Consider the following 15,270-nt stretch of genomic DNA (forward strand, 5'->3'; position numbering starts at 1 on the left):
TCATAATATACTCACAAAGGCAACAAAAAATAAAAACTTCTCTTAACATGAAACCCCATCATTCATCTTGAAAGAAGAGCCTTGCTTATATCATGCGTATTTCGTCTCTCCTCCTTCCCTCAAGGGACACTACGCGGGATATGAAAAATCAGAAGGAATATGCCCACCATTTGAGTAGGTAGTTATTTCTCTTCTCCTCAACATTTCCTTAGGAGCGAAATGACTACCGACTCACTTTTTTCAAACAAAAATAAAAAGGGGATGAAAGCTATGTTCTATTGCATTAACTGTTCTGACATTCACCATGAAAAACATCCGAATGATAAAGTATTCAAAAACGGTTTTTATATCGATCCATTTTTAGGTGATCGCTATCACCTTGGTATGTGTACAGATGCCCAAAACCATGAAACAGGGGAGCCTCTTTTAACGACAAAGAAATTAGGTACACCCCAATCTATTATGAACGTATTACCGACACATGTTGTCCCAACATAAAGCATAAAAAAGAGCTGGCTCACCCAGCTCTTTTTTATGCTTTATAAACGATCATTGCTGAAAAACAATAAATTTGGTTTTCGTCATCGTTAATGGAAACACCAACTTGGTACTTAATATCTACAAAGTTACTATCATCAATCTTTTTCAAAAAAACATTTACAGCGTCTTCTAAGTCTTTTTCATGACTTTCATCAAACACTTTTACACGAATCATGTTAACACCATCCTAGATCGCAGCCCTCCGCCGCTTGATTATTGCCACGGTGCGTATCTATGATGCGATAAAATTTTCCGTCTTCATATATATATCCGTCTTCTAACACATATTGTTTACCTTCAGTATAGACATAAAACTTACCTATCATAAATTTACTCGTATATAATTCCAAACAATCTGGTCTAAATTTAGCTACCACTTTATTTGTAATATCAATTTTTATTGTGCGCCCCACCTTCTCTCCCTCCTTTGCAAAGAACGGATTTAGGTATATTGTATTAGCGATTTTACATTTTATGCTTAAAAATAAGTGGATATGCCTTCTTTCTTCGCCTGTACTATTTTTCTAAAAAACCATCAATAAGTAAAAGTAAAAAAATATAAAAAAAGAATTTTTACTTATTGACTCAAATATTAATATTATGGTATTATATAAAATTTGACATTTTTACAAACTTGTGATATCATAAAAAGTGGTTACCACATATGGAGGTGGATGATTTGTTTCAAATTGGTGATAAAATCGTTTATCCAATGAACGGCGCAGGGGTCATCGAAGCCATTGAAGAGAAAGAAATATTAGGAACAACACGTCAATATTGTGTGATACGTATCATTAGTAAAGATATGCAAGTAATGCTTCCTATGGATCAACTAAAAAAATCAGGTATTCGTTATATCGTAGATAAATGTACGTTAGATGATATACTTATTGACTTTCAAAACGGGGAATCAGATACATCACTTTCCTGGAAACAAAGATATACAATGAATATGGAAAAAATGAAAAACGGCAATCTGCAAGATAGTGCAGAAGTTGTTCGGGATTTACTTCGCCGTAATAAAGAAAGAGCATTAAATGCGAGCGAAAAACAAATGCTAGATAATGCACGAAAAATGATGATTAGCGAAGTTGCACTCGTACAAAATGTTTCTGAACATCAAGCGACAGAATTTCTTCAAGATACAATTAATCATTAATTTTAAAATAGCTGGCCGCTATTTTTTTTTGCAAAAAAGGACAACGAGATCAAACTCTTTGTCCTTTTTATTACCCACGCCCAGCTTGAAATGATGGATATAACGTCATTCCGCCATCTGCAAATAGCGTAATTCCAGTTACATAGCTCGCCTCTGACGAAGCAAGCCAAGTTGCTACTGCTGCAATTTCTTCTGGTTTTCCAATGTAACCCATCGGTATCATACTTTCTACGTCAGCACGTTTTTTAGGGTCAGCAAACTTTTCTGCATTGATCGGCGTATTTATTGCACCTGGCCCAATATTATTTACTCGAATACCTTTCGGTGCGTATTCTAACGCTAACGTTTCTGTCATCAGTTTAATGCCACCCTTACTTGCTGCATAGTGCACAAATAAGGGCCACGGAATCTTTTCATGAACGCTAGACATATTAATGACAGATCCTTTAATATCGTTTTCCACAAAATATTTAATCGCTTCACGGCTTCCTAAAAAAGCACCTGTTAAATTTGTATGAATTACTTTATTCCAATCCTCTAGCGGCATTTCATGAGATGGTACCGCGTTTTCTATTCCCGCATTATTAATCATAACGTCGAGCGTACCAAACTCTTTTACAGCAGATTGAATGAGATTCGCAACATCCGATTCACTCGTGACATCTCCTTTTACAGCAATCGCTTCTCCACCTACCTTTTTAATTTCTTCTAGTACATCATGCGCTTCAGACTCTCGGGAGCGATAGTTAATAACCACTTTCGCTTTCTCCTTAGCAAACCTTACTCCCATCGCTCTTCCAAGACCAGTTGCTGATCCTGTAATAACGACGACTTTTCCTTCTAAATCACTATACATTTCAATACCCCCTTTAGCTTTTCGCAACACCTAACATAATTCCAGCTGCGATAATAAAAACGATACCGGCAACAATCCCCGTCAATTGGCGTTTCGTTTTCTTTTCACCTAATATAACAATCCCGCCAAGCGTCGAAATAATAATCCCCATTTGCGATAATGAAAAACTTGTTGCGACTCCGACACGCGGCTGCGAAATGAATAAAAACATATTTCCAGCTGCCCAAATTAATCCTGGAATAATATTTCGTATCGCATATTTATTAAATGGATGATGTTTAAACGTAAGTAAAATGCCCCCTAATACCATACCAACTGCTTGTGGTAATAAAGCCGACCAACCATCTACGTTAAATAGCCTAATCACTACTACGTAAACTAAATAACCGACTGTTGAAATTAATAAAATGATAATGCCTCTTTTAAAATTCCCTGCTTGCTCTGCATTCTTTTCTTCTTCACTTTGAAGCGATGTTAAAATAACACCGATAATAATACAAACGAGCGCCAACACGCCAAGAACGACTGATATTGTCGTAGACCACTCATGAAATACGATGACTCCAAATAAAGTCGTCGCAACTAATTGAAGTCCTGTCGAAATCGGCATCGTCCTCGAAACACCCATTAAATCAATACTTTTTAATTGATTCGCCTGACCAAGCGCCCAAAATAAACCTGACACAATTCCAACCCCAATAACAGTAGGAGTTAGTACTGGCTTCACAAAAATATAAACAACAATCGAGAAAATAAGTGCGCCAAGCGTCGTACCGAGCGTTTGACTATACGGTCCTCCGCCCAGTTTCACGTTAAATAACACAATACTTCCCCAAAATATAGCCGGTAAAATCGCTAAAAGTATATCCATCGCTCATTACCTTTCTCTACAAAATGTCATTAATTACCGCTCTACACCATTAGAGTGTGCTTTCATTTTTTCCTTCGCTCGTGCGCAAACCTTTTCTGCGATTGCACTAGAGACATTTTTTTCTCGTTCCACCTTCTTTATTTTTATATGATCTAAATGATCTTCCAAAGTAAGTGTAACTTTATCATTCGGCGGATTATGCGCCCCTTGAAATGTAAGAAATTGTAGCGTCACTTCAAATCTAGGAACGAACTCATCTTTTTTGCCGAGACGCTTTATATTTATAACTGAATCACATTCATATTGATCTTCTGTCACTTGTCTAACAACTGAATAGTACCTATTCGATAATGCACTCTCTAAAAGTTGTTCTCTTGATTCTTTCGCGAAAGAATCACTTGGAGAAGAGAAAAAGGCCGCACATAGCATTGTGATAACTACACATATTTTTTTCATAGTTCCCTCCTTGTTCTATAGACTAGTGTTCTCAAAACTGCCATAAAAAAACGACTTTCCCTATGTAGGAAAGTCGTTTTAAGGAATCCAATATTAACCACCACTCACTGGCGGGATTAGTGCAACAACATCACCAGATTGAATCGTGTCATCTTCATTAGCGTATTCTTCATTAATCGCAACCATAATTGGTTCTGTCACTGCTACATTATATTCTTTCGCGACAACATTTTTTAACTCTGCAACCGTAATATTTTCTTTCTCTATTTGTAATTCACTTGTTCCTGCTTCCTCTTGCAAGTGCGCAAATAACAATACTCGAATCATACTTATAGCTCCTTCCCAGGCTCTCCAGCCGGATATGGCGTTTTTTCTAATTGATCACCAATCCAAGAGTCTCCATCTTCCCAAAACTCTTTTTTCCAAATTGGAACAATTTGTTTTATGCGTTCCATAATATATTCATTCGCCTCATAAGCCGCTTTACGATGCGGCGTTGAAACAGCAACAACAACCGCTATATCAGAAATCTGCAGTGTACCGATGCGATGTGTAATTGCAACGTGTGTACCTGGCCATTTTTCTTTCACTTCTAAGCCGATTTTCTGTAGCATCTTTTCTGCCATCGTTTTATAAGCGACATATTCTAAATATAATGTACGACGCCCTTTCGTAAACTCTCTAACCGTTCCAATAAATGTTGTAACAGCACCGCATTCACGGCGAATTACTTTCTTCGCTACCTCTTCAATCGAGATTTCTGTATCAATTACTTCATAATACGTATTTGTCATTTTGTACTCCTTACCGTTTGTAAAAACCAGTCTATATACAACTCTTCTTCTGTTATATGAAATACTTTATATTCTTCTCGTAAGTTTGCCGGAGCATCATGCCACGTAATAACCGCTACTATATTTTCTACTTTATGTAAAAGTTCAACGTCTTCTTCAGAACGAAGTAACACGACTTTCGGATAGCTCTCTTTTTTATAGCCCTCAATTAAGATTGTATCCACTTCAAAAAACTCATATAAGCGAATAATTTCTTGCAAAGGCCATTCCTCTCTTAATGACGAAAGTGAAAGTAACCCAGCGCCTTCTACGCTACTGACAACAGCACCAGCTTGGCGGTGCCTTTCACTATCTTTTTGCGCTACTTCTGGAAAACCTCCGTGTCCGTGATGTTTAATGGTAGCAACTTTCATTTTTCGTTCAGCTAATGCATACACAACTTTCTCAACAAGTGTTGTTTTCCCGCTATTTTGATACCCTACTATTTGTAAGATTGAAGGGGCTTTGCCCATGGCCAATCACATCCCTCGGCGTGCTCTAACAATAATACTGACACTTTCATCCCTGCCTCAAATCCTCTCGTTCCTCCAGGCAATACAATAAAAGCATTTGCATCCGCGAGTGAAGATACCGCACTCGATTTATCTAAACCGACCGGCATTGCTTGTAATGCCCCTTCCGCGATTGTCACCTTTGCTCTTACAAAACGAGTGAACGGATTTGGCTTTGGAAAATCTTTTTGTAAAATAGCATCAGCTCTATATACGTGAGGCTCCTTCGCATACAAATATGTCTTTATAACCGGATGCACAAATAACTCAAAGCCTACGTAGCAAGCTGATGGATTTCCTGATAAACCGAAAAGTAACTTTCCATCAACTTCAGCTACTGTCGTTACACTTCCTGGTCTCATCGCTATTTTATTAAAGAGTACATTCGCCTGTAATCTCTCATAAATAGCCGGCAAATAGTCATAATCTCCTACCGACACACCGCCTGTTGTAATTAAAATATCAACTTCATTCATCGCCGATTGAACAGCTGTAAAACATGCATCTAACTCGTCGGCAAGTTGGCCATAATAACGAACTTTTCCTCCGGCTTTCATAATTTGAGCCGCAATCATATAAGAGTTGCTATTTCTAATTTTCCCCGGCTCTAACGACTCATGTACTTCTAACAATTCACTTCCTGTCGTCACAATACCCACAACAGGCTGTTTCACAACTTTCACAGCACTATATCCAAACGTCGCTAATAAGGCCGCAACACCTGGATTAATTGCAACACCTTTCTTAACGAGAACTTGATTTTGTTTTATATCTTCTCCTTTAAATGACACATTGTCACCACTATTAAAAGGACGCTTTAACTTCATATATGCTTTTCCGTTCTTCTCAAAACCTTCCGTCAGCTCTAGCATTACGACTGCATTACAATCATCTGGAATAGCTGCTCCCGTCATAATACGAACTGCTTTAAAAGGGCCTACTTCATCTAAAAAAACAGATCCCGCCCCGATTTCTCCTATTACTTCAAACTCAATCGAATTCTCTTGATTTGCTTCTTTCGTATCTTCTGCTCGAATTGCGAAACCATCGTAAGGAGAACGATCAAAATGAGGAACGTCATGATCAGAGACAACATCCTCCCCAAGAATTCTCCCATAACTTTCCGTAATAGAAATCTCTTCTATTTCACCATTCTTCGCATATTCCATTACCCTCTCTACTGCCTCGGCAACTTGAATCGGAATTCGTTTTTCTACCATCGTTTCTCACCTCATATTTGCAATTTTTTTTATCTCGATTAAACTTTATATATTAAATAGAAATTACTTCAAGGAGGAATTCCATGTCTTCATTCACACACTTTAATGACCAAGGACGCGCGAAGATGGTTGATATAAGCGACAAAAAAGCAACCGTTCGAACAGCAATTGCGTGCTCTAGCATTGTCGTTACAAAAGAAATTTACGATAAAATCTCTCACAATGAAATCGGGAAAGGTGACGTATTAGCAGTTGCGCAAATCGCAGGTATTATGGCTGCGAAACGCACTTCTGATATTATCCCAATGTGCCATCCTTTATTATTAAAAGGTGTTGACGTTTCTTTCGATTGGAAACAATCCGAAGAACAATATCGATTACTTATTGAAGTAAAAGTTAAAACAGAAGGTAGCACCGGTGTTGAAATGGAAGCTTTAACTGCTGCTTCCGCTACCGCTCTTACCGTGTACGATATGTGTAAAGCTGTTGATAAAGGTATGATTATTGGCGAAACGTACTTACTTGAAAAAACAGGTGGAAAAAGTGGAGATTATACGAGAAAGTCTTAACCTTCTCTCTGTTGAACCTAAAGGGTTTCTCTTTAGGTTCACCCTATATATCTTGCATATAAACGTTTTGCTACATTTATATCATTCGTCCCATGAATAAACGCCCTGCCATCTGTAAATAAAACAAAACGAAATTCCTCTACGAGAAATGATAATAAATACGGAGTAGCTTTTACATCCACACTTCTTTGTAAGCGCTTGTTAATTTCCTCTAAATTAAATTCATTCCGCACACCTGGACGAATTTGTACTGTATTTCGGCCACATAACACTTCTGTTTTCGTTTGTGCTTCAAATGTTAAACTCGGATATGTACGTAATCTTCCGCAAGATAAACACGTGTCTTTTTTCTGCCTATTTACTTTAAATGCCATCTGTTGATTATTCCAAAGATCAAACGATAACATCGTTTCGCGAAGCGCTCCATAGTCTTCTACTAATATTTTCAGCGCTTCCGTTATTTGATGCGCAACTACTAATTGCACTGCCGGCTGTATAATACCGGCCGTATCACATGTTGCCCCGCTCGCCGGATGCTCCATTAAACAGCGGAAACACGGTGTTTTTCCTGGTAAAATTGTATACGTTACTCCGTAGCTTCCGACACAACCACCATATATCCACGGAATATTATACTTTTGTGAAATATCATTAATAAGAAGACGCGTTTCAAAATTATCTGTCGCATCTAATATTAAATCTACATCATTCACTAGCTCTTCCATTTCTTGCACTGTTACATCAGTCACAACCGGATTTATTTCCACCTCAGAATTAATCGCTTGTAAATGTTCTGCCGCTGCTACCGCCTTCGGTTTATACTGCTTTGCATCTTCTTCTGTATATAATTGTTGCCTTTGTAAATTGCTCCATTCTACATAATCACGATCCGCAATTGTTATTTTTCCAACACCTGCTCTAACAATCGCCTCTGCATTCGCTGCACCGAGAGCACCAGCGCCGATAATAAGCACATGCTTCTCTCTAATTTTTCTCTGTCCCTCTTCTCCAACACCAGAAAATAATATTTGTCTTGAATATCGCTCCTGCATACGATAGCCCCCTTCCTTATCCTCCTATATAAGACATTTCAATTTTCGGACGATTCTTTGCACTTTCTTCTGTCCGTTCATCTGAATACCTATCTTTTCTATTCATCCATACATCTTGTATAACACTTACTAACTCATCATCCGAAAGATTTCCTCTAAGAAGTTCCCTTACATCCAATCCTTCTGTGGCAAATAAGCAAGTATAAAACTTTCCATCTGCCGAAATTCTCGCTCTCGTACAAGAGGAACAAAATGACTCAGAAACAGATGTAATAAAACCGACTTCGACATTTGTTCCAACGTAACGATATCGCTTCGCAACTTCACCGAAATAATGCGCTTCAGCTGGCTCAAGCGGATACACGCTATGAATCATTTCGATTAATTCTCGCTTTGTAACGACTTGATCAAAGTTCCATCCATTTGTACTACCAACATCCATAAACTCAATAAACCTAAGCGCGATTCCTTGCTCTTTAAAATACGCAGCCATCGGAAGTACTTGATGGTCGTTCATCCCTTTTTTCACAACCATATTTACCTTTACATCAAGCCCGGCCTCTTTTGCAGCCATAATTCCCTTTATAACAGGTTTCGTATTGATATTCCGGCCATTAATGTCCTTAAATACATCGTCATCTATTGCATCCAAACTAACATTTACTCTATGTAATCCAGCTTCCTTTAATGCTTTTGCTTGCTTTGTTAAATGAATCGCATTTGTCGTTAATCCTATATCTACTAACCCATCAATTTTCACGAGACGTGCAATAAGTTTTGTTAAATCTTTACGAAGTAGTGGCTCGCCACCAGTAAGTCTAATTTTTCGTACACCGATACTAACAAATAATTTTGCCAAACGCTCAATTTCATCAAACGTCAGTAAAAACTCATCTTTTAAAAAAGCATAATCTGGCCCAAACACTTCCGCTGGCATACAATATGTACATCTAAAATTGCAACGATCAATGACAGATATGCGCAAATCTTGAAGTGGGCGTCCAAAAAAATCTTTAACCATCTCCTGCATCGCCACCCTCCTTTTCTGCCAAATTTCTCTCTTTTCATTCTATTATAATATATTTTCGAACTGCGATGTTTTTGCTCATGTGAATAAAGTAAAACTTTCCTAAGCAACGAGACTACATACAAATAATGAGATAAAAAACCTTGAAGCGTAAAAGCTCCAAGGTTTTCTTCTCTTATTAACTTAATCTAATAATCGTTAGAGTAGCTCCTGGCGTTGTCGTAGATAATGTAGCTATTGCAACTAATCCAAATAACTGCAGACTAATAGCAGCTCCCGCAGGCAAATTAGCAATGATCGGTGCGCTAAATGAACCAGTAGCCACTGTCGGAGCATTTATCGTTCCCGCAAGCGGACTACCATTTACAGTTATACGAGAACTTACAAGTAATCCTGCCGTTAAATTAATTGTATAAGCTATATAATAGTTTCCTGCATTCGCAACTGTAAATACAGTATTTCCACCACTAACGGTTATTCCTGGGCCAATATTTTGATTGTTTGGTAATGGTACGTTCGTACCACCTAATAAAACGGAAATAGCGGTTCCTGATGTATTATTCGCAAATGCATACGTTGCAGTTGTACTAACTCCAGTCACACCCGTTGCGCCAGTGGCCCCGGTTGCGCCAGCTCCTGTTGGGCCTGTTGGACCTTGGATTCCTTGCGAACCGGTTGGACCTTGAGAACCTGTTGCTCCAGTGACTCCCGTTGGACCTTGGGAACCCTGGATTCCCTGCGGACCTTGAATTCCTTGTGGACCTGTCTCTCCTGTTGGACCCGTACTTCCGGTTGGACCTTGAATTCCTTGCGGGCCTTGTGCTCCGGTTGCTCCCGTGTCACCGGTTGGACCTTGTGGACCTTGTAAACCTTGCACACCTTGTGGACCGGTTGGACCTATGTCGCCTTGAACACCTTGAATTCCTGTTGGGCCTTGTGGACCGGTCGGGCCCTGCACTCCCTGTATTCCTTGAATTCCCTGTGGACCTTGTGCTCCAGTGGCTCCGGTTGCTCCTTGTATCCCTTGGGGACCTTGTTCCCCTTGAATTCCTTGTGGACCTGTTGGACCTTGAATTCCTTGTGGACCTTGGATTCCCTGTGGACCTTGATCTCCTGTCGCTCCAGTTACTCCTTGTATCCCTTGGGGACCTTGAACTCCTTGCGGGCCTGTTGGACCTTGGATTCCTTGCACCCCTTGAATTCCTTGTGGACCTTGTAACCCAGTCACTCCTGTTGCTCCCGTTTGCCCCGTCGCTCCTGTCACTCCAGTTGAGCCTGTCGCCCCGGTATCTCCAGTTGCTCCTGTCACACCGGTTGCTCCTGTCGGTCCAGGTGGTCCACCGGATGGACCTGTCACTCCAGTCGGACCTGATGGCCCCGTTGGACCACTCGGTCCTGCTGGTCCTCCAGAAGGACCAGTTACCCCTGTTGGACCGGTTACTCCAGTTGGGCCTGTAGTTCCTTCCCCTGTCGCTCCAGTTACACCCGTATCTCCTGTTACTCCGGTTGGACCTTGAATTCCCTGTATTCCTTGTGGACCTTGCACTCCTTGAGCACCCGTTGCTCCTTGAATTCCTTGTACTCCCTGAACTCCTTGTGGACCCATCGGACCTGTTGGGCCAATCGCTCCTTGTGCACCTTGAACACCTTGCGGGCCCTCTGGACCTGTCGCTCCTATGTTCCCTTGAACGCCTTGAATTCCAGTTGCTCCTTGTGCTCCTGTTGCTCCCGTTACACCTTGAATCCCTTGTATTCCCTGTATTCCTTGTGGACCTTCTGGACCCGTTGCTCCTACTTGCCCTTGAATTCCCTGTATTCCTTGTGGGCCCTCTGGACCTGTTGCTCCAGCTGGTCCTGGCACTCCTTGTATCCCTTGCGGACCCTGAAGTCCTTCTGGCCCTTCTGGACCTGTTGGTCCTATCTCACCCATCGGACCTTGTATCCCTTGAACTCCTTGTGGTCCCGTTGCTCCTGATGGACCCGGTACTCCTTGTATACCTTGTGGACCTTGATCTCCGGTTGCTCCTGTTACACCTTGAGGCCCTATAGCTCCCTGTATTCCTTGTGGACCTTGATCTCCGGTTGCTCCCGTTATCCCTTGAATCCCCTGAACTCCCTGTATTCCTTGTTCACCAGTTACGCCCGTCGGACCAGGAATACCTTGTATTCCTTGCGGACCTTCTGGACCTGTTGGCCCAATTGGACCTTGTATCCCTTGTATTCCTTGCAAGCCCTGTGCTCCTGTGCTCCCAGCCGGACCAGTAGTTCCCGTTGCTCCTGTTACCCCTGTACTTCCTGTTGCCCCTGTATTTCCTGTTGCTCCAGTCGCCCCTGTACTTCCACTCGGTCCGCCCCCTGGACCTGTTGCTCCAGTCGGGCCAGTTGGACCTGGAGGTCCTCCTGATGGTCCAGTTATCCCTGTTGGGCCTGTAATCCCTTGACCAGTTACTCCTGTTGCTCCCGTATTTCCACTCGGTCCTTGTGCGCCTTGTATCCCTTGCGCTCCTTGTATTCCTTGTATTCCTTGTGGACCAGTTGCTCCCGGTACTCCTTGCATACCTTGAATTCCTTGCGTTCCTTCTGGTCCAGTAGCTCCAATCGGCCCCTGTAATCCTTGTATTCCCTGTATTCCTTGTGCTCCAGTCGCTCCAGTTGGACCAATCGGACCTTGTAACCCTTGCACTCCTTGAGATCCTGTCGCTCCTGTTTCTCCTTGTGGTCCCCTTACTCCTTGTGGCCCTTGCTGTCCTTCTGGTCCTGTTGCCCCCATTTGTCCAACTGGTCCTTGAATTCCTTGCACACCTTGAGGTCCTGTTGGGCCCATCTCCCCCATCGGACCTTGAATTCCTCTTGGTCCTTGTGGGCCAGTCGGACCTTGTGGACCGGTTGGACCAGTAATCCCAATACCAGTAAATCCCGTTGGAACGGGAGGAAAAGTAGGTCCAATAAGATTTGGCGAGATTCTGAAATTAGAGTTTAATGAATTTTGTTTATCGCGCTCTTTCATACTTTCACCACCTACACACCATCTTTTTTACATGAAACAAACCTCTTCTTAATATGTATTTACAAAAATAATCTCCAAGACTATTTTTATTTTAAATAATAAAAACTCCCTTAATTCCTTAAGGGAGTCCAGCAATTGAATCCATATTATCTGTATTAGGAACAGCTTGTGCTATACTCGATGTATTTACACTTTGCCCCATATTTGTTCCTGTTACAGTACCAGCAGGAGTACCTCTTGTATATGTTGTCGTCACCGAATCTCCCGGCTGCAAACAAAGCTTGGTCTCCGTCCCTATTACTGTAACAACGTCGATCCAAGTACATCCCATTGAACCACTGTACGATTTCGTAGCAGTAAAGGACGTATCACTTAAATTATCACCGGTAAATATATTCCCAGTGTTATTCACAATAACAAATTCTTTTATATGAGCAGGCATAATTACACTCTACCTTTCCTCTATGAACCTAATGTACGTGTACTCGTTGCTAATGGCGGAAGAAACACTGATGTTCGAATCACTGCTTCTGGCTGTCTTTTCCCATTTAAAAAAATAGCCGCACTCGACCCTCCAGCACCTGCATATATTTTTGCTACAGCTAAAGGTGAGATATCATAACAGTCACCAACATTAACAGCCCCTGTATTATTAATAATTTTTACTTTCCTCAAGTTAATCCCCATTTACCTATCCCCCTTTTGTACACTGTATGCAAAAGAAAAAAACTTGAAACAGACTCGTTTCAAGTTTTTTTAACTACTTATTTCGTTTCACCTTCATATTGAAGCATACCGCCAACCATGTTCATTGTTTTAAATCCTTGCTCATTTAAATAATGACATACATTTTCACTGCGCATTCCCGAACGACAAATAAAGATATATTCATTCTCTTTATCAAAGAAATCCACTTTATTTGGGATATCACCCATTTTAATATGTACAGCTTCTGGAATTTTCCCTGCTGCTACTTCTTCATCTTCCCTTACGTCTACTAAAAATAATGTTTCTCCATTTTCTAAACGCTCTTGTACTTCTTCTGTAGTAATTGTTTTAACTTCTGTCATATGTCGTTCCTCCTTATATACAATAAAACCTTTAGTCTCTTCCTTCAACAAGCATGTCTAATCAATTTTAGCATGCGAAAGAAAGAACGCAAAGAATGGAAAATTTATTTCTCAATTTTCCCGCAAAATTTATTCTTTACAAACATAACTCGTGCATTGTATCCTCAATATACTTGTTTTATGAAAGGAGCCAATGAAAATGACACTTTTTCTTTTCATTACGGGCATCATTTTCTTAATCGCTGCAATTATTGCTCTTAGTATGAAAAATAATAAAAAAATAAAATCGCCACAAGAAATATCATTCTTATTTCTATTACTTAGTATAGCGTTCTTCGGTATAGCAATTGCCACATATATTTTCCGTCTACAAATCATGTAAAAAAAGGTGCCTACTACATACATTGCACCTTTTCACACCGTTTATTTTCTACACAAAACTAGATACTTTCCGATTTAAAAATTCATAAACTTTCCTTTCAAATAAATGAATATCAAATGCTCCCGCCATATGCCCATTTATACTTTCTATCTCATACACTTCCGCATATTTCCCTTGTTTTTGCAAAATGTCTACCATTTTATAATTATAGCGAGACGGCTGAAGTAAATCTTGTTGACATGGAATCATAAGGACATTTGCTTCTATGTTAGAAAGAGCCTCTTCTAAAGACGAAAATCCATGCGCAATATCATGTAATAAAACTGCTTTCGCCGTGTACATCCACGAATTTGCATCTACTAACTCTATACTTCTATATGTCACCTTATTTATTTCTTTCTCAAATGATGTTAATGCAGAAAATTTTTCATAAGGTTCTATCTCTATATTATTACGAGGAAATGTTATTTCATAAAAGTGCTCGTCAAATGCGTTCATAAACATCATTCTATTTGCTAAATGAAGCCCCTTCATTGGCTGCTCTTCTCCATATTTTCCGCCCTTCCAACTTGGATCCAATTGAATAGCCTCAATCGCATTTTGCGCTACATTTACCGACGTAATAATTGGATTTTGCGGGTTCGTAATAACACCAATCATCCTCTCTACCATATGAGGATAATGAACAGCCCATTGCTGCGCAATCATCCCACCAGCCGACGGTCCCATTACAGCATGTAACCTTACGATTCCCATATCTTTTATTAACTCATATTGCATACGAGCTACATCAAGAAATGTAAAAACCGGAAAATCCATCGCATATTCATCTCCAGTTTTCGGATCAATTGATTTCGGTCCCGTTGTAATTACATAAGGGTTCTTCACCTGCACATTACAAAGATTATCAGTGCATATAACATAGTATTTATTTGTATCAACTGCTTTTCCCGGTCCAATTAAACCATCCCACCACCCAGACTCCTCATCATGCGCTGTGTATTTTCCTGCCGCGTGACTAGTTGCACTAAAATAATGACAAACCAAAATCGCATTTGACCTTTCTCTATTTAAAGTGCCATACGTCTCATATCCCATTTGAACAGGAATTACCCTACCATTTTCAAATGTAAACTCCTTTAAAACAAACTTCTCTTTTTTTACAAATTGCACAGACTCGCCCTCTTCCCGTCATAGTATGTACTGCTTACTAAAGGATTTTTTCTATGCAAACCAATCTCCTCCTTCTTTTCATAAATAAATGAATAATATACAAAATTAGCCACAAAATAGCACTATATTACACAATTAAAGAGGTCATACAGATGATTTGGAATTGGCTACGTAAGAAAAAAAAATCAAATGCAACAGAGAAAAGCGAAACAGATAATTCGGAGCAACAGCCTGATAGTCAAGAGAATGATAACCAAAAACCGGCTAGAGGTATGAAACATAATAAAGGTAACAATGGTGAGCAAAAAAAGGAGGAACACAAGGAGTCTTCTCAGGATCAGCAACAAAATTCTAAACAAGGTGACTCAGACCAGGATCAGCAACAACATCCTAAGCAAAATAATTCAGATCAACATCAACAACAAAATGCTAAACAAAACGACTCAGATCAGAATCAACAGCAAAATGCTAAACAAAACGACTCGGATCAACATCAACAACAATACTCTAAACAAAACGACTCAGATCAGAATCAACAGCAAA

General features: G+C 40.1%; 20 protein-coding genes and 1 pseudogene. 5 read left to right on the top strand and 16 right to left on the bottom strand.

Translation table 11 applies throughout. From position 1 onward, the window contains the following. Nucleotides 1-270 precede the first annotated feature (270 nt). A complete protein-coding gene (locus tag ACXY7N_RS28025) occupies nucleotides 271-498 on the top strand; it encodes a DUF3973 domain-containing protein (protein ID WP_033659785.1) in 228 nt (75 codons plus the stop codon). A gap of 34 nt (nucleotides 499-532) precedes the next feature. Here the strand turns inward: ACXY7N_RS28025 and ACXY7N_RS28030 are convergent, their stop codons facing one another. Together ACXY7N_RS28030 and ACXY7N_RS28035 are read right to left on the bottom strand one after the other, a co-directional pair. Beyond that, nucleotides 533-715, bottom strand: a complete 183-nt coding sequence (locus ACXY7N_RS28030; RefSeq protein ID WP_000621751.1) for a sporulation protein Cse60 — start codon at nucleotides 713-715, stop codon at nucleotides 533-535. Between the two features lies 1 nt (nucleotide 716). After that, the gene (locus ACXY7N_RS28035) at nucleotides 717-953 is read right to left on the bottom strand and encodes a DUF2553 family protein (protein ID WP_000533797.1); all 237 of its coding nucleotides are present in this window, start codon (nucleotides 951-953) and stop codon (nucleotides 717-719) included. Nucleotides 954-1,204: 251 nt separating this feature from the next. On the opposite strand from ACXY7N_RS28035, the gene ACXY7N_RS28040 reads away from it, so the two are divergent. Then, a complete protein-coding gene (locus ACXY7N_RS28040; RefSeq protein WP_080117830.1) occupies nucleotides 1,205-1,699 on the top strand; it encodes a CarD family transcriptional regulator in 495 nt (164 codons plus the stop codon). A 70-nt stretch (nucleotides 1,700-1,769) separates the two neighbouring features. On the opposite strand, the gene ACXY7N_RS28045 is transcribed toward ACXY7N_RS28040, so the two are convergent. The 7 genes from ACXY7N_RS28045 to moeA form a co-directional block, all read right to left on the bottom strand. Next, the gene (locus ACXY7N_RS28045; protein WP_016085891.1) at nucleotides 1,770-2,555 is read right to left on the bottom strand and encodes a glucose 1-dehydrogenase; all 786 of its coding nucleotides are present in this window, start codon (nucleotides 2,553-2,555) and stop codon (nucleotides 1,770-1,772) included. Nucleotides 2,556-2,568: 13 nt separating this feature from the next. After that, nucleotides 2,569-3,426 carry a glucose uptake protein GlcU gene (glcU, locus tag ACXY7N_RS28050; protein WP_016085890.1) on the bottom strand — a complete coding sequence of 286 codons (858 nt, stop codon included), beginning with the start codon at nucleotides 3,424-3,426 and terminating at the stop codon, nucleotides 2,569-2,571. Nucleotides 3,427-3,459: 33 nt separating this feature from the next. Next, a complete protein-coding gene (locus tag ACXY7N_RS28055) occupies nucleotides 3,460-3,882 on the bottom strand; it encodes a DUF3888 domain-containing protein (protein WP_488592819.1) in 423 nt (140 codons plus the stop codon). Between the two features lie 93 nt (nucleotides 3,883-3,975). Next, nucleotides 3,976-4,209 carry a molybdopterin converting factor subunit 1 gene (moaD, locus tag ACXY7N_RS28060; protein ID WP_016085888.1) on the bottom strand — a complete coding sequence of 78 codons (234 nt, stop codon included), beginning with the start codon at nucleotides 4,207-4,209 and terminating at the stop codon, nucleotides 3,976-3,978. A gap of 2 nt (nucleotides 4,210-4,211) precedes the next feature. Next, complete coding sequence (gene moaE / locus ACXY7N_RS28065) at nucleotides 4,212-4,676, bottom strand: molybdopterin synthase catalytic subunit MoaE (RefSeq protein ID WP_016085887.1); 465 nt, start codon at nucleotides 4,674-4,676, stop codon at nucleotides 4,212-4,214. Further along, nucleotides 4,673-5,188 (bottom strand): molybdopterin-guanine dinucleotide biosynthesis protein B, encoded by a 516-nt coding sequence (gene mobB / locus ACXY7N_RS28070; protein ID WP_033659786.1) that lies wholly within the window; start codon nucleotides 5,186-5,188, stop codon nucleotides 4,673-4,675. The genes moaE and mobB overlap by 4 nt, the downstream gene beginning before the upstream one ends. Then, on the bottom strand, nucleotides 5,158-6,447 hold the full coding sequence (gene moeA, locus ACXY7N_RS28075) for a molybdopterin molybdotransferase MoeA (protein ID WP_016085885.1): 1,290 nt from the start codon (nucleotides 6,445-6,447) through the stop codon (nucleotides 5,158-5,160). Before moeA ends, mobB begins: the two co-directional genes overlap by 31 nt. Before the next feature lie 83 nt (nucleotides 6,448-6,530). Here moeA and moaC point away from each other — a divergent pair, with 83 nt between their 5' ends. Further along, a complete protein-coding gene (moaC, locus tag ACXY7N_RS28080) occupies nucleotides 6,531-7,016 on the top strand; it encodes a cyclic pyranopterin monophosphate synthase MoaC (RefSeq protein WP_016085884.1) in 486 nt (161 codons plus the stop codon). A gap of 38 nt (nucleotides 7,017-7,054) precedes the next feature. On the opposite strand, the gene ACXY7N_RS28085 is transcribed toward moaC, so the two are convergent. The 6 genes from ACXY7N_RS28085 to ACXY7N_RS28110 form a co-directional block, all read right to left on the bottom strand. Then, nucleotides 7,055-8,068, bottom strand: coding sequence for a molybdopterin-synthase adenylyltransferase MoeB (locus ACXY7N_RS28085; protein WP_016085883.1), 1,014 nt, complete (start codon nucleotides 8,066-8,068; stop codon nucleotides 7,055-7,057). Between the two features lie 16 nt (nucleotides 8,069-8,084). Next, entirely contained in the window at nucleotides 8,085-9,098 is a 1,014-nt protein-coding gene (gene moaA, locus ACXY7N_RS28090) for a GTP 3',8-cyclase MoaA (RefSeq protein ID WP_016085882.1), read from the bottom strand. Nucleotides 9,099-9,273: 175 nt separating this feature from the next. Then, nucleotides 9,274-12,102, bottom strand: a complete 2,829-nt coding sequence (locus ACXY7N_RS28095) for a BclA-related collagen-like exosporium protein (RefSeq protein ID WP_488592820.1) — start codon at nucleotides 12,100-12,102, stop codon at nucleotides 9,274-9,276. Nucleotides 12,103-12,220: 118 nt separating this feature from the next. After that, the gene (locus ACXY7N_RS28100; protein ID WP_016085880.1) at nucleotides 12,221-12,544 is read right to left on the bottom strand and encodes a hypothetical protein; all 324 of its coding nucleotides are present in this window, start codon (nucleotides 12,542-12,544) and stop codon (nucleotides 12,221-12,223) included. A gap of 20 nt (nucleotides 12,545-12,564) precedes the next feature. Further along, the gene (locus ACXY7N_RS28105) at nucleotides 12,565-12,789 is read right to left on the bottom strand and encodes a spore germination protein (protein ID WP_000512461.1); all 225 of its coding nucleotides are present in this window, start codon (nucleotides 12,787-12,789) and stop codon (nucleotides 12,565-12,567) included. 77 nt (nucleotides 12,790-12,866) lie between these two features. After that, complete coding sequence (locus tag ACXY7N_RS28110) at nucleotides 12,867-13,172, bottom strand: rhodanese-like domain-containing protein (protein ID WP_000141210.1); 306 nt, start codon at nucleotides 13,170-13,172, stop codon at nucleotides 12,867-12,869. A gap of 199 nt (nucleotides 13,173-13,371) precedes the next feature. Between ACXY7N_RS28110 and ACXY7N_RS28115 the strand changes: the two genes are divergently transcribed. Further along, nucleotides 13,372-13,554: a hypothetical protein gene (locus ACXY7N_RS28115; protein ID WP_016085879.1), complete on the top strand. Its 183-nt coding sequence runs from the start codon at nucleotides 13,372-13,374 to the stop codon at nucleotides 13,552-13,554. Nucleotides 13,555-13,602: 48 nt separating this feature from the next. On the opposite strand, the gene ACXY7N_RS28120 is transcribed toward ACXY7N_RS28115, so the two are convergent. Then, nucleotides 13,603-14,727: a homoserine O-acetyltransferase family protein gene (locus ACXY7N_RS28120; RefSeq protein ID WP_431154256.1), complete on the bottom strand. Its 1,125-nt coding sequence runs from the start codon at nucleotides 14,725-14,727 to the stop codon at nucleotides 13,603-13,605. Between the two features lie 152 nt (nucleotides 14,728-14,879). On the opposite strand from ACXY7N_RS28120, the pseudogene ACXY7N_RS28125 reads away from it, so the two are divergent. Next, a pseudogene (locus tag ACXY7N_RS28125) lies at nucleotides 14,880-15,270 on the top strand (spore germination protein); the annotation flags it as partial.

Source organism: Bacillus sp. 5w2 (assembly GCF_054353775.1).